20 protein-coding genes are annotated in these 23,311 nt (G+C 48.5%); 13 read left to right on the top strand and 7 right to left on the bottom strand.

Going from position 1 to position 23,311, the window contains the following annotated elements:
• The first annotated feature begins 58 nt into the window (after positions 1–58).
• Entirely contained in the window at positions 59–958 is a 900-nt protein-coding gene (locus WG89_RS04945; protein ID WP_062262172.1) for a LysR family transcriptional regulator, read from the top strand.
• 41 nt (positions 959–999) lie between these two features.
• Here WG89_RS04945 and WG89_RS04940 read toward each other — a convergent pair whose 3' ends face one another.
• Positions 1,000–3,849 (bottom strand): protein kinase domain-containing protein, encoded by a 2,850-nt coding sequence (locus WG89_RS04940; RefSeq protein WP_062262169.1) that lies wholly within the window; start codon positions 3,847–3,849, stop codon positions 1,000–1,002.
• Between the two features lie 285 nt (positions 3,850–4,134).
• Between WG89_RS04940 and WG89_RS04935 the strand changes: the two genes are divergently transcribed.
• The 4 genes from WG89_RS04935 to WG89_RS04920 are packed head-to-tail and all read left to right on the top strand — an operon-like array spanning position 4,135 to position 7,897.
• Positions 4,135–5,115, top strand: coding sequence for a bifunctional MaoC family dehydratase N-terminal/OB-fold nucleic acid binding domain-containing protein (locus WG89_RS04935; RefSeq protein WP_079253667.1), 981 nt, complete (start codon positions 4,135–4,137; stop codon positions 5,113–5,115).
• Positions 5,116–5,138: 23 nt separating this feature from the next.
• Positions 5,139–6,272 (top strand): acyl-CoA dehydrogenase family protein, encoded by a 1,134-nt coding sequence (locus tag WG89_RS04930; RefSeq protein WP_062262164.1) that lies wholly within the window; start codon positions 5,139–5,141, stop codon positions 6,270–6,272.
• Positions 6,269–6,703 carry a MaoC family dehydratase gene (locus WG89_RS04925; protein WP_062262161.1) on the top strand — a complete coding sequence of 145 codons (435 nt, stop codon included), beginning with the start codon at positions 6,269–6,271 and terminating at the stop codon, positions 6,701–6,703. Before WG89_RS04930 ends, WG89_RS04925 begins: the two co-directional genes overlap by 4 nt.
• 15 nt (positions 6,704–6,718) lie before the next feature.
• A complete protein-coding gene (locus tag WG89_RS04920) occupies positions 6,719–7,897 on the top strand; it encodes a lipid-transfer protein (protein ID WP_062262158.1) in 1,179 nt (392 codons plus the stop codon).
• 42 nt (positions 7,898–7,939) lie between these two features.
• On the opposite strand, the gene WG89_RS04915 is transcribed toward WG89_RS04920, so the two are convergent.
• Complete coding sequence (locus tag WG89_RS04915; RefSeq protein WP_062262154.1) at positions 7,940–8,971, bottom strand: hypothetical protein; 1,032 nt, start codon at positions 8,969–8,971, stop codon at positions 7,940–7,942.
• Between the two features lie 308 nt (positions 8,972–9,279).
• Between WG89_RS04915 and WG89_RS04910 the strand changes: the two genes are divergently transcribed.
• A complete protein-coding gene (locus WG89_RS04910; protein ID WP_062262152.1) occupies positions 9,280–9,510 on the top strand; it encodes a DUF397 domain-containing protein in 231 nt (76 codons plus the stop codon).
• Between the two features lie 46 nt (positions 9,511–9,556).
• On the opposite strand, the gene WG89_RS04905 is transcribed toward WG89_RS04910, so the two are convergent.
• The 3 genes from WG89_RS04905 to WG89_RS04895 all read right to left on the bottom strand — a co-directional run bounded on the left by WG89_RS04905 (position 9,557) and on the right by WG89_RS04895 (position 11,454).
• Positions 9,557–9,970, bottom strand: a complete 414-nt coding sequence (locus WG89_RS04905; RefSeq protein WP_062262149.1) for a MerC domain-containing protein — start codon at positions 9,968–9,970, stop codon at positions 9,557–9,559.
• Between the two features lie 410 nt (positions 9,971–10,380).
• The gene (locus WG89_RS04900) at positions 10,381–10,968 is read right to left on the bottom strand and encodes a YceI family protein (RefSeq protein WP_079253661.1); all 588 of its coding nucleotides are present in this window, start codon (positions 10,966–10,968) and stop codon (positions 10,381–10,383) included.
• A gap of 96 nt (positions 10,969–11,064) precedes the next feature.
• Complete coding sequence (locus tag WG89_RS04895) at positions 11,065–11,454, bottom strand: acyl-CoA thioesterase (RefSeq protein ID WP_245662878.1); 390 nt, start codon at positions 11,452–11,454, stop codon at positions 11,065–11,067.
• A gap of 472 nt (positions 11,455–11,926) precedes the next feature.
• Here WG89_RS04895 and WG89_RS04890 point away from each other — a divergent pair, with 472 nt between their 5' ends.
• On the top strand, positions 11,927–13,360 hold the full coding sequence (locus WG89_RS04890) for an MBL fold metallo-hydrolase (protein ID WP_062262143.1): 1,434 nt from the start codon (positions 11,927–11,929) through the stop codon (positions 13,358–13,360).
• Between the two features lie 136 nt (positions 13,361–13,496).
• Positions 13,497–15,131 (top strand): sulfatase-like hydrolase/transferase, encoded by a 1,635-nt coding sequence (locus tag WG89_RS04885; protein WP_062262140.1) that lies wholly within the window; start codon positions 13,497–13,499, stop codon positions 15,129–15,131.
• Between the two features lie 361 nt (positions 15,132–15,492).
• Here WG89_RS04885 and WG89_RS04880 read toward each other — a convergent pair whose 3' ends face one another.
• Positions 15,493–16,695: a helix-turn-helix domain-containing protein gene (locus WG89_RS04880; RefSeq protein WP_062262137.1), complete on the bottom strand. Its 1,203-nt coding sequence runs from the start codon at positions 16,693–16,695 to the stop codon at positions 15,493–15,495.
• Between the two features lie 191 nt (positions 16,696–16,886).
• Entirely contained in the window at positions 16,887–17,351 is a 465-nt protein-coding gene (locus tag WG89_RS04875) for a MaoC family dehydratase (RefSeq protein WP_062262134.1), read from the bottom strand.
• Positions 17,352–17,795: 444 nt separating this feature from the next.
• Between WG89_RS04875 and WG89_RS04870 the strand changes: the two genes are divergently transcribed.
• From WG89_RS04870 to WG89_RS04850, 5 genes are all read left to right on the top strand, one after another.
• Positions 17,796–18,971 carry a steroid 3-ketoacyl-CoA thiolase gene (locus WG89_RS04870; protein ID WP_062262131.1) on the top strand — a complete coding sequence of 392 codons (1,176 nt, stop codon included), beginning with the start codon at positions 17,796–17,798 and terminating at the stop codon, positions 18,969–18,971.
• A 162-nt stretch (positions 18,972–19,133) separates the two neighbouring features.
• Positions 19,134–20,039 (top strand): SDR family NAD(P)-dependent oxidoreductase, encoded by a 906-nt coding sequence (locus WG89_RS04865; protein ID WP_062262128.1) that lies wholly within the window; start codon positions 19,134–19,136, stop codon positions 20,037–20,039.
• 86 nt (positions 20,040–20,125) lie between these two features.
• Positions 20,126–20,818 (top strand): PaaI family thioesterase, encoded by a 693-nt coding sequence (locus WG89_RS04860; protein ID WP_062262126.1) that lies wholly within the window; start codon positions 20,126–20,128, stop codon positions 20,816–20,818.
• Entirely contained in the window at positions 20,819–22,006 is a 1,188-nt protein-coding gene (locus WG89_RS04855) for an acyl-CoA dehydrogenase family protein (RefSeq protein WP_062262123.1), read from the top strand.
• 3 nt (positions 22,007–22,009) lie between these two features.
• Entirely contained in the window at positions 22,010–23,149 is a 1,140-nt protein-coding gene (locus WG89_RS04850) for an acyl-CoA dehydrogenase family protein (RefSeq protein ID WP_062262119.1), read from the top strand.
• Positions 23,150–23,311: the final 162 nt, after the last annotated feature.

Genomic DNA, 23,311 nt, shown 5'->3' with positions numbered 1-23,311 from the left:
AACGCGATTGGAAAATATCTGATAGCATCGGTCATGAATAAAATAAGAATGATGTCTTATGAGTAAGATCGAGCAGTATCAGATTTTTGGTTGTGCCGCTGAATACGGAAGTTTCAGCAAGACAGCAGAACGGCTGGGGGTGTCCAATTCCCATATCAGCAAACAGATGGCCCGACTGGAATCGGCTCTGGGTTACAAACTTTTTCATCGCAGTCCCCATCTTTTGTTAACTGAGGCGGGTGAGACTCTGCAGCCCTATGTTCGCTCAATGCTCGAAAGCTACAACATCCTTGAACAGACGGGCTCTGCACTCAAAGAAGATATTTCCGGTGTGGTGAGGCTTTCGGTACCTCCCCTGTTAGCCAGGGAACTGGTGATACCCGAGTTGCCCCGGTTGATGGAAGAATATCCAGATCTTCGAGTGGATTTGACGGTGGAACAACCCACGCTGCAGGCATTCTCTGATAAGCAGGACATCATTATCACTATGGGCCAGCTCTCAGATAGTTCCCTGATTTGCAAAAGCCTGGGTGAGTGTCCTGTGGTGCTGGTGGCAACACCTGATTATCTGGCGGAGAAGGGGGAGCCAAAGTTTCCTGAAGATCTGAAAAGGCATCACTGCATGGCATCCCACTTCCGGCTATTCAATAATGCCGTACCATGGGTTTTTCATAAGGATCAGCAGCAGTTTGCTGTAGAGATAGAAAGCCGGGTGGCCATGAACGACATTTATGGCATTAAAACATTGGTGAAGGCGAATATGGGGATAGGGGTCATGTTGAAGTTCTTCGTTGATGATGAGATAGATACTGAAAAACTTATCCAGGTACTGCCTGAATACCAGTTTGCTTCACGGCCTCCTATCTATATGGTTTCCAGAGACCGAAAGCTGCTTCCTGCCAATGTCAGGGTTCTCAAGAGTTTCCTGACAGAAGTCATCAGTCGTCGTCTGGATTGAGTGTCATCATTCTTTTCAAGAGATCAGTTTCGGATTCTGGATCAAAAAGGTCTACTCATTTGAAATTGATATCGGACTTCTCCTCTGTTCCAAAGATCCGGTACGACTTCAGAAGAGTGGTTTGAAAGGGGCTGGGCCTGAAGCTGAGGTGGGTCAATACCGGGCGGCAAGGCAAAAAAGTAGTGACCTCTTCTTCCTGTTTGGCCGTTAAAAACCAGGGTGATTTCAGGCAGGTTTTCACTGAGTGCAATGATACCGGCTGACTGCAGATAAAAGGCCAGCGTCGGTGCGTTATGGTGCCAGAACTGGTTATTGAAAGGTTCATTGAGCATCGTGTCCTGGTTATGGTTGGGCGAATTCAGGTTGATCTGGACATTCAGCATTTGTTGCAGGATGGGAATGAAACCGGGGTCCAGCCAGCTGTTCATTTCTCCCAGTACAGGACCTGTAACGGCAGCAGAATTTTCAATCGAGCCGTTCTGAAGCATGTCTTCAATCTGATCAATGGTGAGGCCTGTCAGAGTGAATAATTGATTTGAAAGCAAATCTTGCTGCAGGGTAACTAGTTCAGGTGAAGTGCCTTCCGGATCTATATGGCTGGCGAGGTTTTCAATGAAACCAAGAATTGTGCGAAGCAGTTTGGCCAGCTGCTGTCTGACTAACTGTTGATTCAGCTCCTGGGCAAAGCCATTGGCATTCATTGACTGAGCCAGGGCAGTGGGCAGGCAGTCACCATCGCCATTGACGTATTGAATGGTCCACCCTTGGGGAAGAAGGGCTTGAAGTTGTGCCATCTGTAACAGCTGTCTGGCAATGGCTTCGGCAGCCATTTGCTGGTTTCTCAGCTTGATGGCCTCACTTATATGTTTATACCGGGCAAAGTATTGATGCTGATCGAGGATTTCTGTCAGATAGCCAAAATGACTTTTATCTGTTGGTAGCTCGAGCAGCATACTAACAATCTCAAGCAAAGGAGCAGGGAGCTTGTCCTTATTTTCCTTCAGCCAGAATGGAAGCTGGCTGCGAATATTCTCAAAGGTATCTTCTTCACCTGTCGCCAGGTTTTTAAAGAAGGTTCCTTGCCATCTGGCTTGTTCATCATAGTTAGTAGCACGAGAAGTGAATTTTTCGAACAGTAATACATTGGTTGCAAGATGAACCAGAGTGATAGCAATGGTTTCATATTCCATTTTCAGTGCCTGGTAAGGTAGGCCTTCAGCCCGGGCCATCGCTGTATGCGCGCCCATATAAGCAATCGTGCCGACGAATGACATCGTCATGGCATCAGGTGTGTCTATTTCTCTGACCAGTCCCAGATCCGAAAGAAACAGTCGAATGTCATCATTCCTGCGCTGGACAAGGAAGTTTAAAGGTTTGATATCTCTGTGCACGACCTGGTTCAGATGGAGATAGGCCGCTGCATCAATAATCTGGAAAGCCAGTTCAGCCAAATGCTGGTTCACTATTTCCGGGTGATTAGCGATAAAGTCATGCAAGTCTCCATCTCTCATAACGGGCATTAACTGGTAGAGTTTGTGTTGGTCACTCCATTGTTCCAGTAACGGCATAACCCTCTCTGATCTCAGTTTGTTCTGTTGGATGATGGACATTAATCGGGCAGTGGATTGACGAACAAAGTCGTTGTATTCGATCTCTTTCAGAGCAAAGGATTCCTGTCCATCAGACACTTCCCAGACTGAACCTTCTCCGCCTCTGCCCAGTAATCGGATAATGCGAAAGCGTCGATTGCTGACCGGACTGGCAAAATCGAAAACGGGGATATGGCATCTCTCCAGGTCTGTGACCAGATCATCGTCTGAACACTGAACCGGTGCCATCAGGTGTTCTCCTTTGGAAATCAGCTGGTTCAATGTAGTTCGTTCAGCCACAGTAGCTGTGCCGGAATACTCTTTGAGGGCAAGGTTGGCCTGATTCTGGGAAAGGTGGCCATTATGGGGAAACAGCCTGGCGATTTCTTCCAGATCTTTTAAATTGATTCTCCGAAATATCTCACTATCTGGAGCAGCCTGGATGGACCTCAGTCTCTCAAGAGGAGAGTCTGAATGGGCGATAGTCAGGGCTCGCTGGCTGAAGCGATTGATCATATGGGCCAGAAGCTCAAGGTCTCTTTGCAGAAGACCACTGTGGAACCAGAGATAGCGAAACAAGTGAGAGGATATACCGGGATAAGGCAGGTCTGAAACTCTGTTCGCCAGATCAAGATAAAGTGGGCTGCGAATGTCGGGCAGTTGAATAAAGGGAGAGTTGTCTCTGTATAGGCTCTCAGTGTGTTGCAATCGGGTGGATGAATACTGTCGTAAACGACTGGCTGCCTGTGCGAATCGATAAAGAGTGCTCTGGCTGTAAGTATGGGAAAGGATGTTGAAACGTCGCGATTGTGCCGTTAGCGATCTTCTATCGATAGCCTGCGAGGCCAGCGACATTCTTGACTGGCCATCTATCAGACGACTGGCGCTCTCCACCAGAGCCAAGTGATCGGCATCCGCAGACTGTTCCCGGCTGTTGTTCAGAGCTGCCAGTGCTACGCACAGGGGGATCGGCTCCTGCGTGAAGTGAAGATTGATCTCAAACTGCCTGACATCTGAAACCCTGCCGGAGGGTGAGCTGATGGTGTAACCGTTCCTGCGCCCAGTCAGCAGATTACTGTCGGAAACGATGTAGAAGGGGCCGTTAAAGACCAGTGTCAGGCTGACTGTCTGTCCGCCCGCAAAATTAACGGGAAACAGACAGATAACAATGTCCGGATCGGGTTGTTTATCAAAACCGAGATATCCCGCCAGGGCAGGGGCAGACAAAAGCAGGAAGAGTGCACAGATTAATACGAACAAAATGGGTGTAAATATTCTTTTGATAGCCCCGCTGGCTTTCATTGGGAATCTTTAGCCTGTACTGCCTCTTCCTGGTGGCTTGTCAGATTAGCAGATAATCAAATCCTGTCATTGGTAAGGCCATTAATGTTTCTTATTACCCTGTATTGATATTTTTGCCAGCCACGATTGGCCGCTTTTGTAATTGTCTGCTTCGCTCCTGACCGTAAAATGCTAACTGATCTATGCCTATCGTGTTAATGGCTAATAAAAGAACAGAAGATGCTTCCGGCAAGTCATAGGAAGCAGAAAAACATCTGGCCTGATCAACAGGCGGAGACAGTAAGCATGACTGATCAGAATAACAATAAGGAACTGGAAGCCCTGATGGCCGAAACCCTCGGTGTGAGGGTAGGGCCTCACAAGAGCTGGGATCCGGTCAATCAGCCCATGATCCGTCACTGGGCCCAGGCCATGGGAGATCAGAACCCCATGTATACCGATCCGGAATACGCTGCCAATAGCTCTGAAGGTTCTACCATTGCACCCCCTACCATGCTGCAGGCATGGACCATGAGAGGGGTTACCGGTCAACATGCACCGGGCACCCGGGAGCGGACAGCAGAGCAGCCCTACGTTCTGGATATTCTGGATGAATATGGTTTTGTTGGCGTAGTAGCGGTTAACTGTGACCAGGAATACTTTCGTACTCTGAAGCCCGGTGATGATATTTCCCATTACATGGAAATTGAGTCTATTTCCGAGAAGAAAGATACCGCTCTGGGAACGGGCTATTTCGTCACTGAACTGTGGACTTTTGTCGATCAGAATGAAGAGAAAGTCGGCGAAATGCGTTTCCGCCTGCTCAAGTTCATTCCACCCAAAAGTGACAATAAACCCCAGTCGTCTGGCTCTTCCAAGCCAAAGAAAGCTGTAAGACCGCGTCCTGGTATCAACCGTGACAACCGCTTCTTCTGGGAAGGCCTGAAAGAAGGCAAACTGCTGATTCAGCGTTGCAAGTCCTGCGAAACCCTGAGACATCCCCCGTCACCTATGTGCCCAAGCTGTCGTTCACTGGAGCGTGATGCCGTGGAAGCCAGTGGTAACGGTGTGATTCACAGTTTTGTGAATCTCCATCATCCTGCTCTCCCTGCTTTTGATGAACCGAATCCTATTGCTCTGGTTGAGCTGGAAGAAGGTACTCGTCTGGTTGCAGGGCTGGTGGGCATCGAGCCTGAAGATGTCAAAATTGGCATGGCAGTGAAGGCTGAAATCACCCAGTGCGATGAAGAATTGACGCTGGCATTGTTCAGACCTGTTGAAGCTTAAGGCAACCTTAAAGGAGCAAGGATATGGAATTTTCATTTACTGAAGATCAGCTGGCTATCAAGGACCTGAGCGCACAGGTACTGGCCGATTTGTCCACTGATGAGCGTCTGAAAGAACTGACAGAAAAAGGTGAGTTGTACGACAAGGATTTATGGCAGCAGTTTGCCGAATCAGGACTGCTGGGCATGGCTGTTCCTGAAAGTTACGGTGGCAGCGGCTTTGGTCTGGTTGAAATCTGTCTGATGCTGGAAGAGCAGGGTCGCTATGTGGCTGCCTTGCCACTGCTGCCAAGTCTGGCACTGGCTGGACTGACACTGGCTGAATACGGTTCTGAAGAACAAAAGACCCAGTACCTTACAGCACTGGCTACTGGTGAGAGCATTCTGACCGCCGCTCTGGCCGAGGAAGGACTCAGTAATCCTCATAAAACGGTACTGACTGCTGAACAGTCGGGTGATCAGTATGTTTTGAATGGTACTCGTGTTTGTGTTCCTTACGCTAAAGAGTCTGCGGTGATTCTGGTGCCTGCTACTGGCGAAGACGGCAAGACCCTGATTTTCCTGGTAGCACCTGAAGCGGAAGGTGTTGAACTGGAATATCAGGAAAGCACCAATGGTGAGCCTCTCTATACCATGACTCTGTCTAATGTCTCTCAGGCGCAGGTTCTGGCAGGAGCAGATAAGGGCGAAGAAGCTTACAAGTTTATGGTTGATCGCGGTAATGTCTGCCTCGCTGCTACTCAGGTAGGTATTGCCGAAGAAGCACTGAAGCGCACTGTAGAATATACGACCGATAGAAAACAGTTTGGTAAGTCTATTTCTCAGTTTCAGGGCACCACACTGAGGTGTGCGGACGCTTACATGGACATTGAAGGCATGCGCTCTACCTACTGGCAGGCTGTCTGGAAACTGAGTGAAAACATGCCGGCAGAACCAGAAGTCAGAGCCGCTAAATATTGGGCTTGTGTCGCAGGGGGTCGTGTTGTGCACACTGCCCAGCATTTGCACGGTGGCATTGGTGCAGACATTGACTACCCATTACATCGTTACTTCCTGTGGGCCAAGCGCAATGAGCTGAACCTGGGAGGCGGCAGTCTTCAGTTGGCGAAACTGGGAGCCCTGCTGGCGGATAAAGAATCTGTGGTGAATGTATTATGAGCCAGACATTGAATCGTGTGATTTTTGATCAGGTAGAAGTCGGGCAGAAGCTGCCCGAGCTGGTGATTGACGTAACTGCAGAACAGATTGTTGCAGGTGCCATGGCATCTCGTGACTATCAGGATGTTCATCATGACAAAGACAAGGCTCAAGCTTTGGGCTCTCCTGATATCTTCATGAACATTCTGACCACTAATGGTCTGGTGGGTCGATTTGTGACCGACTGGACCGGGCCGGAAGGCATGCTGAAAAAAGTTAATATCAAGCTGGGCGCTCCTAATTATCCTGGCGACAGTATGCGTCTGGTGGGCAAGGTGACCGAGAAACATCAGAAAGACGACCAGAACCTGGTTGAAGTGGCGGTTATCGGCAAGAACAGTATGGGCAGTCATGTAACTGGCACCGTACTGGTTGCGTTACCACTGGCATAAGGCGGGAGTATAAGAATGTCTAACAGAACGCTGAGTGGCCAGGCGGCAATCGTCGGTATTGGAGCCACAGAATTTTCCAAAAACTCGGGCCGCAGTGAAATGCAGCTGGCGGTAGAGTGTGTCACCCAGGCTCTGGCCGATGCGGGTATTGATCCGTCGGAAGTGGATGGCATCTCAACATTTACCATGGATAACAACCCTGAAATTGAAGTGTTCAGGGAAATTGGTGGTAAAGAGCTGAAAATGTTCAGCCGTATTCATTACGGTGGTGGTGCTGCCTGCGGTACGGTTCAGCAAGCAGCCATGGCTGTGGCGACCGGCGTTTGTGAGGTGGTAGTTGTATATCGTGCCATGAACGAGCGCTCGGAGTATCGCTTTGGTGCGGGTATGCAGGATACCGCTGCAGAGCCTGATTTCGAAACCGCGCATTATGGCTGGTACATTCCTCATGGCCTGGTAACACCCGCTTCCTGGGTAGCAATGAATGCTCAACGTTATTTGCATGAAACCGGTGCTACTTCAGAAGACTTTGGTCGTGTTGCTGTAGCCGCTCGTGAGTTTGCGGCGACAAACCCTAACGCCTGGTTCTATGAACAGCCTATTACTCTGGAAGATCACCAGAACTCACGCTGGATCGCTGAACCTCTGCGTCTTCTGGATTGCTGTCAGGAAAGTGATGGTGGTGTTGCTCTGGTTATTACTTCTGCCGAGCGTGCGAAGAAGCTGAATAAAGAGCCTGCTTTGATCAAAGGTGCTGCACAGGGTGCCTGTGATGATCCGCAGATGATGACGCATTTCTATCGTCAGGATATTACCCGTCTGACTGAAGTGGGTCTGGTAGCCAAACAGCTGTATAAGCAGGCTGGCCTGACGCCTGACGATATTCAGTCAGCGATCATTTATGACCACTTCACTCCATTTGTATTGACTCAGTTGGAAGAGTTCGGTTTTGCCGATAAAGGTAAGGCCAAAGACTTTGTCCGGAATGGAGAAATCAAAATGGGTGGACGACTGCCGATCAATATGCACGGTGGTCAGCTTGGTGAAGCTTATATTCACGGTATGAACGGCATTGCAGAAGCGGTGCGCCAGATTCGTGGCGAAGCCGTTAACCAGGTCGATAAGGTTGAAAATATGATTGTTTCAGCCGGTACCGGTGTTCCTACCAGTGGTCTTATTCTGGGTAAGGGATAAGTTCACGGGAGAGCCAGTTCATCTCTGGCTCTCCATCTCTGATTACCCCTCTTCACGATCGCAGTTGGGCAGATTGCATTTCGTATTCCGATGAATTTCCCGCATTTTTTCTGCTGTTGATCTAATCAGCGCATCCACGGCTGATGAGTTCAGGCTACTTTCTCCTGCAACAGGTTCTCCATACACAACGGTGTGTGAGGGACAGCTCATCATGTTCAGGTTTCTGGTCAGAACAAATGAACCAAAGCCCTGTTCGTCACGAGCACCACTGGCGGTTGGAACAACTGTCGTCTCGGAGTAATCCCGGTCGTCCAAAGCTATTTTTACAAAAAGAAATTGGCCCGGTGTCAGATTTATTTCGTTTAAATGTTCGGAGTAACACTCATCCGACAGATCTGTTTCCGCCATTCGTCCTTCGGGAGTGAATACCTGGTCAGTAATATCGGTATAAGGCCCTTCGGAGCTGCCAACCGAATAAGAGACTGTAAACTGACTGGCTCTGTCCTTGTCATTCAGGTGATAGCCCCGGAAATTCAGTCGAAGATGGTTAATGGGCTGATTGCTGCCGTTTTTTACCTGAAAAAGCAATTCTCCCCGGGTGAGAAAGTTACCTGCTGGTTGAAAAAGGATAATGGGTTCTGAATGCTCATAGTGATAAAGGCTGGAAATGGCGGCGCCGACTATCCCTGCATGCTCATGCTCTCCCCTGAAAATACTTGCCAAAGTGGAAGGGGCGGTTTCTCCAAACTCTACACTGTGATTACTGTCCAGATTGCCATTACTTTTAAAGTCCCTGACGGCCCTGTGGCAAGTGTTGAGTCCTCCTGCACTCCCTCCCGGGTTGGCACCTGTTGCCTTGAAACCATTCAGAGGGATTCTTAGTTCACTCTGTTCAGTGAAAGTGAGTACCTGGGACTCGGAGCACGTCCTTGCAGGTGGTTCAGTCGTCGGGCTGGAAGTGGTCGTTTCCTGGGCAAGAACATAAATCGGTAGATAAAAGGCCAAGCCTGCAGTCAGGACTGTGGATGCTTGTAACACTCTTTTGAAGAGTTTCGGTATTGAGAGGTAAAGCATGGTTCAAACCTCACTGTTGAGAGGGTGTGAAGAAGTTCTTGGAGGGGCGACTATGGATATAAATCAATAACAATGATTACTTTCGTACCAATTTATGAGAGGTAGGCACCAATATAGTTCTACTGGCTAAGTTGTGATAGTTAGACGACGGAGGTGTTTTTAGTGTCAGAGATTCCAGAGTGAATTTGACGGTGTGGTCGTTATCAATGGCAGGGGATACTGTTCTGTACTAGGCTGCGCGATTAAGCAATGTTTTTGTTGTAATGCCCTCAGAAGAGGGCTTTAAACACTGAAATAGGGTGGTAAACATGGCTCAGAGTGATCATGTCAGTGTTCGTTCCAAATGGGCTGATGCAGAGTTTATTCGCAGTTCTTTTACCAAGTGGGCAATTTCTGTCGAAGTCGCCTGTATTGGTGATGAGGTTGCTATAAGGGATGATAAAGATCCGGATAGAGGACTGTTGATCTTCAACAGTGATGAATGGAGTGCTTTTGTCAAAGGTGTCAAAAATAACGAATTTGATTTTTTTGACAAGTAATCACGTACAAGGCTCGAAGCTAGCACTATGCTTCGAGCCGCAGCCATTACTCATTAATTAACTCACTCTCGCAGGAGCAGTCTTCAGCATGTTGGCAAAGCCGGTAATTGCGGTAGTGTCCATAAGCAATCAAGGTTGAGCCAATAACTGTCAGAATTTTCTCGCCCATTTCGCCGATCAGTTCCTCGCCCAGAATCGCAGCCACCAGAAATGCCAGCCCGGTCAGTCCAATTTTAAGCAAACGATAGTGTTGATGTTGTTTGCAGCCCAGCGTCAGTGCGTAGAGGCTCGTTGGAATAACGATAAGCACCATGGCAATGTGGTACATTTCGTTTTCTAAATTCAGCGCAGTTACGCTGGGCAGTATCGCCAATAAGACCGGCAGTGAAAGGCAATGCAAGAGGCAGAGGAAAGACAGGGTTATAGCCGCTTTATCGGTATAAGTCAGCAGGGTTTTCATCGAGGTGCTCCAGTACTGAAGTGTTTTGCACTATGAATGCCTGTTCAATGCAATCCTTAAGGAATTCAGAGCCTCATGAAGCCTCAGTAAGCATACACGACAGATATCCGTAAACTGTCAGAATTAAATCAATAAAACTTACGCTTAATGGCTTATTTGCATTACTGACTATGTCAGGGAGATGAGTAGCAATAATGTTGGTAAGATTTATTATTTTAATTAAATGTTATGTTATAATGTTTGTTTTTTATCTTCAAGTAAAGGACCTTAATCTTCAATGACAGGGATTATTGGGGGTGTATCATTCGAGAGGGTGGCTATAAGAAAAAGTGGCGTGAAAAAGGTTCAGAAATGATGCTGTCATCCTGAAAACACATTGTGTTCACAGAGTCTGAACCCTTTTCAGTCAATCAATTCTTGTGGAAGGTCAGCTGAAAATAGACAGGTACAGCCGGGCTGATGGATGGCAAGCCGGCAACGGTTCTCAGTTTTTCTACACCAGCCAGTAATTCAAAAGTTGAGGCGTTGGCAATCAAAGGTTTCAGAGAAGAAACCTGCACTGTAGACGCACTGAGATAATTGACTGACAAAGTCGCATTCATCTCAACTTGTTTCCCATGCAGTGAAAGGACTATGGGTAGCTCGATAGTTTGCATTGTGCCTGGCTTGAAGTCATGAATGAGGTGGGATTCAAGACTGGCAGTTATCAACGCTTCGGGAAACTGGGCAACCTTAAACAGCATGGACTTCATCCTTTCGTCCCGGATAGGAATGCGGGTATCGACGCTGGCCAATTCAATGCTGATCGTAGCCTGACCTTTGTCAGAAATTGTGCCGGCAGCGGAGCTAAAAGTATGAACTTCCGCAACAGTATTGGCTTTGGTGGTGACAAAGCTGATGGTGGAGCTGTTATTGTCCAGTATCCAGTCAGCAAATGAGTGCCCTGAAAAGAGCGTGGCAATTAGAAAGAAGCCCATCCATTGGCTTAATTTTCTCATAACCTTTCCCTGTTCCTGATGAGGTGTATAGAGCGGAATTGACCGCTCTAATTTAATACTGCCCTCAAGAGTGATGGCCTGTCTATCTTTCCTGGATTAAACAGCGGCATCTGCCAGCTCTTCCTGACTCATTGAATGGGGTACAGGCTGTCCTTCATCGTTGATGGCAACAAAGACGATTTTATCAACCTGTATAATCACCTGTTTGGTGATTTTATTGCGGACTTCGCATCGAACGGTAAATGAAGTGGTGCCTACACTGGCCACTTCCATACCAAACTCGATGACGTCACCGTTGAATGCGGAGCCAACAAAATTGATCTCCGACATGTATTTAGTGACAAGATTTCTACTGTAGTCCATCTGACAGGAAGCAAAAATACCAGCCTCTTCGTCAATCCAGCTGAGCAGATAACCACCAAACAACCGATTGGCCGGGTTCAGATCTCCGGGTTTTACTACACGGCGTGAGTAGTACTTCATCATGAGTCGGGTCCTTTTTCTTTATTGTTTACTAATAACGTCTTTCAACCAAAGACTGAAAGTCTGATTTGATCTCAGATATAGGTCAGGCAGTTTTCATGCCAGTTTAGGAAACAGATTTTTCACAGCTCTAGGGACTATCTCCTAAAGCACTCAGAAAGTCTCTAATCAATGAAGACTATGTTAAGTGAAAAAAGACTGAAAATTCAGAAAAAAGAAAGTGCGCAATTTTTGTGCATTTCAGCGGCAGGTATTTTCCCAATCTATCCGGTCAGAGTAAGAATTTTATCCATTTCTATCGGCGAAGAGGCTTGAAATCAGGCTCTGCGCTCTAATGGAGCCTAAGAAGCACCGCGATGGAGTTGCCTGTTTTCAGAAACGGGTATGAGCGGGAAGAAAAGCCCGGGCTGCGCTCATTGAGTTGATCACAGTCTCAGGCAAAACAAAAAATAAGAACAATAAGAAGGTGTCTTCTATGTCCAGGAAGTTCCTCAAACTCGGTCTGACCGTTTCGATTTCGGTGGCTGTGGGTATTGGTGCCGGCATGTTGCTCAGTTCAGATAAGACGAGCCGGATTATTAACGAGAGGAAGGCTGAAGCACTTGGCACTCTTGCCAGTAAAGCAATTGCCAGTAAGGTGGCTCCGGCTGATCCCAATGCTACCGTAAAAACCGTTTCCACTCTCCATCACATTCCCATGGAAGTGAAAACCTACAAAGAGAATATCTTTCTGGCGACAGGTGTGGGTAACACTTACCTCGTGAAGACATCAGAAGGGAATATTCTGTTTGATACTGGCCTGCCATTACAGGGTGCAGCCCATAAGCGTATGCTGCAGGAAGTAGCACCTGACGATGTTAAATATATCGTACTGTCTCACTCCCATCAGGATCATACCGGCGGCGCTCGTTTCTGGAAGGCCGAATATCCAGAGGCCAAGATTGTCACCCACTCCCGATTTGATCCTGCTGAACAATATCTGAAAGATCTTGAGCCTTACTTCTGGGATCGTAACCGGATGCTCTATACCTTTATGCCAGAGCAACCGCCGGCTGAAGATTCTACGTTTGGATTCCAGCGTCATGAACCTGACATTACTGTTCAGGATGGTACTGAATATCGCATTGAACTCGGTGGTCAGGAGTTTGTAATCATTCCTACACCCGGTGCAGAAGGTGATGACAATCTGGTGATGTGGATGCCTGAGAAGAAGGCTCTGTTTACCGGTGACGTATTTGGTCCGCTGTTCCCCATGGTGCCGAACCTCTTCACGCTGCGTGGTGAGAGATTCCGTGATCCGATTGATTACATTAAGTCACTGGACACCATGATTGCCCTAAAGCCTGATATGATTCTGCCCAGTCACTTTGAACCTGTTCTGGGTGCAGAGCAGATCGACAATGACCTCAAGCGTATGCGTGAAGGCACTCGTTATATTCACGACGAAACCATTGCGGGTATGAATGCTGGTAAAACTCTTTGGGAGCTGATGCAGGAAATCCAGCTTCCTGAAGAGCTGGGTCTGAGTCAGGGGCACGGTAAAGTATCCTGGAACGTGCGCAGTATCTGGGAGTTCTACAGCACCTGGTTCCGTTTTGAGTCCACCACTGAACTTTATCCTGTACCTGTGAACACGCTTTACTCTGAACTGGCTGATCTGGCGGGTGGATCCGAGATTCTGATCGGCAAGGCAAATGAGAAGTTAGCTGCTAAACGTCCAGTACAGGCTCTGCATTATGTAGAGATGGCTCTGTCCAAGAACCCTGATGACAAGGTGGCTTATCAAGCCAAGCTGGAAGCTCTGCAACAGTTGCTGAGAGAAGCCTATAACAACGGCAGTAACTTCAGTGAAACCATGTGGCTGAAAAATAGAATCGCAGCGACAGAAGAAATTCTGGCTAATAGTTAAAGCATCACTGTTCCTACTGTCGCCCAAGGCGGTGGTGGGAGCTTCAGGTACCTGAGCTGGTTGTGCAAATGATGAGAGGGGAGTTCATCAGTGGTTTTGCCCAGTCAGCCAGGAGATAAGAAGTGAGAATAATAATATGAAAAAAAGAAGCTTGATTGCAGGTGCCCTGATGTCTGCAATGGCCCTGCCGGTTCTGGCATCCAGTGCACCGGTCAGTAAGCCTGAACAGCCCAATGTTCTGGTGATTATGGCCGACGATCTGGGGTGGGCTGACGTAGGCATTAACGGTTCAAAGATTGAAACACCCAATATCGACAGCCTGGCGGCTGAAGGTGCCACTCTGGAACGTTTCTATGTAGCGCCGACCTGTTCTCCCACTCGTGCAGGTCTTATGACCGGTCGTGATCCCATGCGTCTGGGTATCGCTTATGCGACTGTAATGCCATGGTCTAATAATGGTATTAACCCCAGCGAAACCCTGATGCCGCAATCATTCAAGAGCAACGGTTATCAGACAGCCATGTTTGGAAAGTGGCATCTGGGTATGTCCCAGGAAAGCTATGTACCTAATATGCGCGGTTTTGATTACTTCTATGGACACCTCAACACTGAAGTGGATTATTTCCCTCCCTACAAGAATCAGGGTGGAGCGGATCTTCAGAGGAATGGTGTTTCTGTAGCGGCTGATACTGAAGGTTATGCTACTTATCTGTTGGCTGATGATGCCAGTCGTTGGATTAAAGAGCGTGACAAGAAGAAGCCATTCTTTGCCTATGTGCCTTTCCTGGCACCACATACACCGTTGCAGGCACCAGCTGAGCTGATCGAGAAGTACAAGGATCTGGACGATGACACTGAAAGTTCTCGTACCGGAACCGAAAGTCTGAGAAGACTTGCCAAGTTGACTGGTTCTGATGCTCGTCCTGTGTATGCCGCGATGGTTGATGCTATGGACCAGGCCATTGGCCGGATCCTGAAAACACTGGAAGATGAAGGTATTGCCGACAATACCATTGTTATGTTCTTCAGTGACAACGGTGGTCCTGTGTATGGTGGAGCCGGAGCGTATAACTACCCACTTAGGGGTGGTAAAGGTAATACTTTTGAAGGGGGTATTCGTGTACCTTCCGTAGCGCGCTGGCCTGAAGGCATTCCCGCTGGTACCAAGGTCGACAGTATCATGACTATGATGGATGTTTTTCCAACCATGGCCGCTGCTGCAGGATTTACGCCTGAAACCACATACAAGCTGGATGGCCGCAATATGATTGAGGCTATGAAAGGTGATAAGAAGCTGGCCAGGGAAGATTATGTCTTCTTCGTTTCCGAAACTCCGGTCAGAAACCACTTCAGCATCACTGCTTTCAATGATCAGTACAAGCTGGTTCAGCAGGTTGATCAGTCTCTGACGTCTATTGATGTGACTAACTATCTGTTCGATATCAATAAAGACCCATACGAGCACAATAACCTGGCAGCCAACAATCCCAAGCTGGTAGCGGAAATGGCTGAAGCCATTCGTGAGTGGAGACTGTTGCATCCTCTGAACGGTACCCGTTCCAACGTTGTGCCGCCTCCAGGTTGGAGAGCACCTAAGGACTGGGCGCATTATCCAATCCCAATGGACAGGCTGCAGGCCACTGAAGCGCGTGGCATGCCTCCAGAGCGTGTTAAGCGGATGCTTGATCGTACCTATGGTGATGCTGGTCGTCTGATTTACGACTGCACTCCTAACCCCTGGTTGATGGGCTTCTGTACAAAAAATAATTGATCTAAAAAAATACGGCAGGAACTGATCCTGCCGTATTTTTTTACCTTCCTGAAACTTTCCCTTTCACACTTCTCCAGCCAGCCACATTATTAGAATGTTCTTGATCGAATAGATCAAATAGATAGGACGGCATAACCCTTCTGGGCTTTAAGGCTTGTCTGAAAAAACCGTTCGGGCTGAGCCTGTCGAAGCCCAATGCCACCATCCTTACACAAGCCCAGAGTGAACGGAGTCCGTGTGTAAGTAGGGAAGTTGTTTCAAGATAAATTCTAACTGACAACTCTATGAAGAGGATGTTTCCGATCTGAATCAAGGTCAGGTGATACTGATGGGCTACCTGACCCTGATGGTGATGAAAGCTTCAGGAGGATTCATTAGCCAAAGGCATGGACTCACTCAACTTTTGATCCTTGTACTGCTTGGGCGTCATACCCGCATGCTTTTTGAACTGGTTATAGAAGGTAGACTGGCTTTTAAACCCGACCTCTGTGGCGATATCCAGCATCTTCCTTCTCTGGTGTTCAGGGTTGCCTAACAGCTCCATAGCTTCTTTAACCCTGAAGCCATTGATCAGCTCATAAAAGTTGTTACCGGACTGACTGTTGATGACCTGGCTGAGATCATGGGGTTTTTCTCCCAGCTGTTCGGCCAGCTGAGGCAGAGTCAACTCATCGTTCAGGTAGGGACGATCGGATTCCAGAAGGTGGGTAAGCTGGCTCCAGACTTTTTCCAGTCTGTCCGGTTCCATGCCTGATTTCTGGTATTTGTTATCAGGCTTTTGAGTCTCTGTTTCTGAAGGTGTTTCAATCAATACTTCGGGTGCTGATACGGTCAGAATCGACTGAAGTTTTTCAGTAAAGATGATGGGCTGACGCATGCCGCCAAAAGAGATGAAGTAGATAAAGCCAAGGTTCAGCACCAATACGACGATGGATTTTGGTTCAATGGGACTCAGGCCTAACAGGTGGCTGATATCCAGCCCAAAGTGGAAGGAGCAGATAACGATCATGAAAATGATCAACCCCTTCAGCCAGTTCAGGTTGATGGAGTCGGTAGCGGATACTGCACTCTCAATCAGTCGTGTATGGCGTTCAAGCTTGATCAGGGAGGTGATGCTGTAAGCCATGATTACCAAGTTAACGTAGAGATTAAACAGGGGTAATCTCAATTGGCCGAAAAACTCGTAGAGCGACATGCTCTCGTTCAGGTCGGTACCCGATAACAGGTAAAGAAAAATGGTGGTTGAGGGTACCATGACCAGAAGGTGTTTAAGTAAGTCTTTACTTAGCCTGAAGTCCGCTTCTGTCAGTGATCTCACATAGAGATAAAGAGCGGGGGCCTTCAAAATGGTGAGCAGCAGTGATCCATAGACCAGGGTGTGAAGCGCAATATCAGCCCGGATAAAAGAATAGATCGCAATAGGGATGGTATTCAGAGCCACTGACGTTGCCAGTAGCAGGTTGGCCGTTCTCTGTCCTGTGTTCAGACTGAGAATAACAACACAGAGTAGAAAACCTTGGGATATTGCAGAGATTAACGCAATGCTAAACCAATCAATCGCCACAGTCAGTACACCTTCTTCTCTCCATGATCGACGTTTTGCCGTCAGTGCATGGGTGTTTTTTTATTCGTTCTTGGGCGACATTGTGCACTGTTTGTAGGTGAAAATACAGATGGCCGACTTAACTTGGCTGAGAGGGAGGAAGGCCGGGCTGCTGAAAGTAGCCCGGAGGTGCTCTGTAAGGCTTCTGGCACTTACATATACATAAACATCATTTCGTAAACCAGGGCAGGACGCTCTTCACCCACTACATGTACATTCTGTTCCATGGTGACGGTGGTGCCCTTGGGTGAGCCTGTTACACTCTTGATACGGCTGCGGCAGTGTATTTTGCTGCCTACAGGAACGACACCAGTGAAGCGCAGCTTGTTGGAGCCGGCATTCATCATATTTTTAAAGCCAACGACTTCGTGGGTGGGTTCGTTACGCATCTTTGACAGCAGAACCAGTGTCAGAAATCCGTGGGCAATGGTGGTTTTGAATGGGCTGTACTGAGCGCACTTCTCAGGATTGGTGTGCAGCCAGTAGTCATCACCGGACAGTTCAGCAAATAGATCAATCAGTTCCTGATTGATGGTTACTTCTTCACTCCAGGCCCCAAATTCGTTAGATACCAGCTCCTGCAGTGTTTCAATATCATCAAATTGATATTGTTTCATGGCGACATCTCCCCGTTTTCTTTTTTATTGTGAAAGTTTTTATCAGAAAAACTTTCATTCGCTCATGGCTTTCTAGTGCAGCTAAGCGCTATCCCCATACCGTTCGCACTGAGCCTGTCGAAGTGTATTACCAGCATCCTTCGACAAGCTCAGGATGAACGGGGTATGTATGACCTTTAACGCTTGGCTGTACTAGCAATTTTATTGTCGCTGGAGAGCTTACCCTACTTTATTTGAGGTCAGAAGTGGCCAGTTTTGACCATTCTGCATGGTCAGAATCTGCCATTTCATGTTGACTAGTCCTTTAATAGGTTGTCGTGCACGAGGGAGGCGGGATATAACCGCTGCAGCTGAGTCAATTGACTTGATAGAAAAACAATAACCACAGCAATCACCGGATTATCTGACATCGCCTGATTGCCCGTTAGAGTTGAGGAGTGACCCATGGCCGAAGCTGTCATTGTAGAAGCGTTACGTACACCGATTGCCCGTGGTAAGCCGATTGTTGGCGATCTTCATGGTTTTCATGCCACCCAACTGCTGGCGCAGTCGATGAAAGCGGTGGTGGAAAAAGCCGGCCTGGATTATGAAGACATTGAACAGCTGGTAGGTGGTTGTGTAACCCAGGCAGGTGAGCAGGCGGGTAACCTCTGTCGTAATGCCTGGTTGTCCATGGGCAATACCTGGAAGGCCGGTGCCACCACAGTAGACGCCCAGTGTGGTTCTGCTCAACAGGCCAACCACATGATTTCAGCCATGATCAACAGTGGTTCCATCGATATTGGTGTGGCCTGTGGTGTGGAAGCCATGAGTCGTGTCGGCCTGGGTATGAACGTTTATAACGGTCCTGGCTTCTTCCTGCCAAAAGAATGGCCATGGGACAGCACGCCAGACCAGTTTGCCAGTGCTGAGCGTATTGCCAAAAACCGTGGTATCACTCGTGCCCATGCCGATGAATTTGCTTTGGCTTCTCAGCAGAAAGCCGCCAGAGCCTGGGCAGAAGGTCGCTTTGATCGCGAGATTTTTGAAGTCGAAGCTCCGGTGGTGGGTGACGATGGTAAACCCACAGGCGAGACTAAAAAAGTCACCCGTGATCAGGGTCTGCGTGAAACAACCATGGATGGCCTGGGTCAGCTGAAGGCTGTTGCTGAAGGGGGTATCCATACTCCGGGTAACTCTTCCCAGATTTCTGACGGTTCCGCAGCCGTGTTGTGGATGAGCAAGGAAGAAGCCATTGCCCGTGGTCTCAAGCCTCGTGCCCGAATCATCACCGATGTTGTTGTGGGTACTGATCCATACTACCTGCTGGATGGTCCTGTCGATGCCACCCATGCGTTGTTGAAGAAAAGCGGCATGAGCATGAACGACATTGATCTGTTTGAAGTGAACGAAGCTTTTGCCGCCGTTGTTCTGTCCTGGGCTCAGGTACACAAGCCTGATATGGATAAGGTTAACGTAAATGGTGGTGCTATTTCTCTGGGTCACCCAGTAGGCAGTACCGGTGCACGACTGATTACTACCGCTCTTCATGAGTTGGAGCGTACCGATAAGTCTACTGCCCTGATTACCATGTGCTGTGGTGCTTCGGTGGGTACGGGTACCATTATCGAAAGAATCTGATCGCCTGATTCTGAGTCTGAAGAAAACTCCTGCGCCTTGCCCAGGAGTTTTTTTATGGCTGGCAATCGGTGTTGCCTAGTTCAAATGTATGAGGTTTGCACGCCCGGGTTCTGGCAGCATGTTATCAGGTTGCAGAATAACAATTATTCAGGAGACGTATAAATGAGTAACCTGGAAGGTAAAGTAGCCATCGTTACCGGTGCGGGTCGTGGTTTGGGTCGTGCGGAAGCGATTCAACTGGCGAAACAGGGCGCTCGAGTCATTGTTAATGATCTTGGCGGTAATGCGGCTGCTGAAGAAGCGGCCATGAGTGTAGTGGAAGAGATCAAGGGTTTTGGCGGTGAAGCCATTGCCCAGTTTGGCGACTGTGCCGACTGGAATGATTCCGAAGCTGTGTTCAAGGCTGCTATTGATACCTGGGGTGATCTGAATATCCTGGTGAACAATGCTGGCTTCTGCCGTGACAAGGCCATCTTCAATATGACCGAAGATGAGTTTGACTCCGTTGTGCGTGTGCACCTGAAAGGTCACTTCGTCAATATGCGTCACGCCACCAGTTACTGGCGTAACAAGTGCAAGACTGAAGGCAAGCCCGTGTTTGGTCGCCTGGTCAGCACTTCTTCTGAAGCATTCCTGTACGGCTCTGCCGGTCAGCCTAACTACGCTGCTGCCAAGGCAGGTATCGTTGCTATGACCATGGGTGCTGCACAAATTATGTACAACTACGGTGTGACAGCTAATGTTATCTGTCCTCGTGCCCGTACCGACATGACCAATCAGGGTGTTACTGCCCAGATGTTTGCCAAGCCGGAAGAAGGTTTTGATACCTTTGCACCAGAAAACGTTGCTCCTCTGGTGGGCTTCCTGGCTTCTGAGCAGGCTGCCAATGTTTCCGGTGAAGTCTTTGTTGTCTGGGGTAAGGAAGTGAGTCTGGTTCACAGCCCGTCAATGGAAGTTAATTTCAAGAACGGTGAAGCCTGGACCCCTGATTCACTGCAGGCTGCCATGGGCGAACATTTTGCCAGCCAGACCCCGATTCGTGACGGGTTTGCCATCATGCCTCAGTAAGATACAGGCCCGTAAAGTTCCTGTGAGTGATGATGTAGCTCACAGGTGACTTTGCGAGGCTTGGGAGCTGATAAGGAATCCACTTCATGGCCAAGACACCTTTACCTACCGATGGTGAAATGCACAAGCAGGAAGTGGTTGCCCTGCTCAAACGAATCAATGGCCTCCTGGTCAGTTCCGACATTCCCGATACCACTTTGTCCCAGACTCGAGCACAGCTGGCCGAATTAGCTGAATCACTCGAGCATTTTCCCGATAGATGTCTTGTGCCTCATAAAGAAGAGGTCGCTGATTATCTGGTTAAGTCCGAATATCAGAGTCTCCGCAGTTTATATACGCCGGTCAGTGGTCGGTGTAATGCACTTTCGCCGGATGTTACTTATTTCAGTGATCCAGAACAGGGTGTAGCAACCGCTGTCGTTAAATACAGTAAGGCGTTTGAAGGTGGTCCGGGGCTGGTTCATGGTGGCTTCGTTGCTGCTCTGTTTGATGAGTTGTTTGGTGTGATTGAGCACGCAGCCGGAAAGCCCAGCATGACCATTGGTTTGGATATCCGATATCTGCGCCCGACGCCACTTTATACAGAGTTGCATTACGAAGCCCGCGTGATTCGGCGTGAGGGCAGAAAGTCTTTTATGAAAGCAGAGCTGAAGCAGGGCGATAAGGTTCTGGTGCAAGCGGACGCTGCTTTTTTAACCCTGAGTATTGAGAGTGAAGGTTACCAGCAGGTGACTGCACTGGCTGAACAAAAAGAAGAAGTAAATCAAGAGAATTCATGAATGTCTGATTCCAAAGCATTTCGCCAGGAGATTAGAACCTGGCTGGAAGAAAATTGTCCCGAATCGATGCGAACCAAGGCCAAGCCGGAAGAGCAGGTTTGGGGCGGTCGAAATATCCAGTTTCCTTCCGAAGATGCTCGCGTCTGGTTCGAGCGTTGTGTTGAAAAAGGCTACTGTGTACCGGACTGGCCGAAAGAATACGGTGGTGCCGGTTTTGATCAGAAGCAGACAAGAATCTTTCAACAGGAAATGGCTCGCCTGAATTGTCGGCCACCTCAGGTGAACCTGGGGATCTGGATGGCGGGTCCTGCCATTCTGGAGTTTGGTACTGAAGAGCAGAAGCGTGAACATCTGCCGAAAATTGCCCGGGGTGAAATCCGCTGGTGCCAAGGGTATTCAGAGCCAGGTGCCGGTTCTGACCTTGCCGGTTTGCAATGTAAGGCTGAGTCTGATGGCGATGAGTACGTCATCAACGGTTCCAAAATCTGGACTTCCTATGCCGACCATTCTGACTGGATTTACTGTCTGGTAAGAACAGACAGCGATGCGCCTAAACATAATGGTATTACTTTTCTGCTGTTTGATATGGCCAGTGAAGGTGTTGAAGCCAAACCGATTGAGTTGATCACAGGTGAGACACACTTCTGCCAGACTTTCTTCGACAATGTCCGTGTACCGAAAAAGAATGCTCTGGGTGAAGAGAATAAAGGCTGGACTGTGGCCAAGCGTGTTCTGGAGTTTGAACGCGACATGATGTCAGACATGGAATCTACGGCGGTAAACTCCGGTCAATCCCCACGCAGTATTGGTCAGAAGTTTCTTGGAGACGACGAAGGTCGCGTGACCGATGAAGTCTTCCGTCAGGCCATTGCCAGACATGAAGTCCAGCGTCGTGGTCTTGAAATGTCCCAGCAGCGCATGATTGATGAATACATGCAGGGTGTGGGTGATCCAAGAGTAGCCATGATCTTCAAGTACGTAGGCACGGAAGAAGAGAAGAGTAAGTACGAACTGATGGTCAAGATGGCCGGTGAGTACAGCCTTGGCTGGGGAGAAGGCTATACCGAAAATGAAATCCAGATGACCAAGGACTGGATGGGGGCCAAAACCCACAGTATTGCCGGAGGTACTTCGGAAATTCAGCTCAATATCATTGCCAAGCGTGCCCTTGGCCTGCCGGAGAAGTAAGTCATGTCTTTAGCCTTTAATGAAGAGCAACGCTCTCTGAAAGATACCGCCAGAGATTTTGCCAATGACAATACACCGGTAGAAGCTCTGCGAAAGCTGCGGGATTCTCAGGATGAACAGGGGTATTCCAAAGAGCACTGGGCCCAAATGGTTGAGCTTGGTTTTGGTGGCGTAATTTTTCCGGAAGCCTATGGCGGTTTTGACTTCGGTGTCAAAGGTCTGGCTGGCTGCATGGAAGAGTTTGGCCGTACATTGACGGTTTCTCCTCTGTTGTCTTCTGTGGCTCTGTCCGGATCACTGATTCTGGAAGCGGGCAACGAAGCGCAGAAAAATCAATGGTTGCCTGCCATTGCCATGGGCGAGAAGCTGGTGTCTGTCGCTTTGGAAGAAAGCTCCAGACATAACCCTCAGGGAGTGGCCTTGTCGGCTGAAAAAGTTGCTGATGGGTACAAGCTGAACGGTAAGAAAACGCTGGTAATGGATGGTCATGTGGCCGATCTGCTGCTGGTTGTTGCCAGAACTTCAGAGCAGGCAGGTGAACAAGACGGAATCAGTCTGTTCCTGGTTGATCCTAAAGCTCAAGGCGTTGAAGTTCAGCGGACGACACTGACTGACAGTCGCAATTATGCCCGTGTCGAATTCAGCGACGTGATCGTGGCGCAGGATGCTTTGCTGGGAGAAGAAGGTCAGGGTTTTGCTCCTCTGGATAAAGCTCTGGATGTAGCTCGTATCTGCCTTGCTGCAGAAATGTTTGGCGGTATTCAGGAAGCTTCTGAGCGCACTGTTGAGTACTTCAAGGAAAGAAAACAGTTTGGTGTTCTGATTGGTACATTCCAGGCGCTGCAACACAGAGCGGCTCATATGTACACCGAGGTTCAGGTGTGCAAGACCATTCTGATGGATGCGCTGAATGCTCTGGAGTCCCAGGATGATAATGCGCCTGCACTGATCAGTGGCGCCAAGGCCAAAATTTCTGAAGTAGCTGAGCTGGTTAGTAACGAAGCCGTACAGCTCCATGGTGGTATTGGTGTAACGGACGAGCTGGATATTGGTTTGTTCCTGAAGCGTGCAAGACTCTCACAAATTCTGCTGGGTGATGAGCGCTTCCATTACGATCGATATGCGACATTGAGTGGTTTTTAAAGAGGTTATTAAAGACCGCGTTGCTTTTTATCTGAAGTCCTTCCCCTGATCAGGGGAAGCCTCTTTATTCTGAAAATACAGCTCTATCAGGTACTGTAGTCATTTTCTTATTCTGGGGTGAGCGGCATTTCCGGCTAATGGCTGTTTGAGTCAATTTCCCGA

Origin of the sequence: Endozoicomonas arenosclerae, assembly GCF_001562015.1 — a bacterium.
In the GTDB taxonomy this organism is placed as follows: Bacteria; Pseudomonadota; Gammaproteobacteria; order Pseudomonadales; family Endozoicomonadaceae; genus Endozoicomonas_A; species Endozoicomonas_A arenosclerae.
Note: the sequence above shows the minus strand (reverse complement) of the source record. Positions and strands in the feature narration are given on the sequence as shown.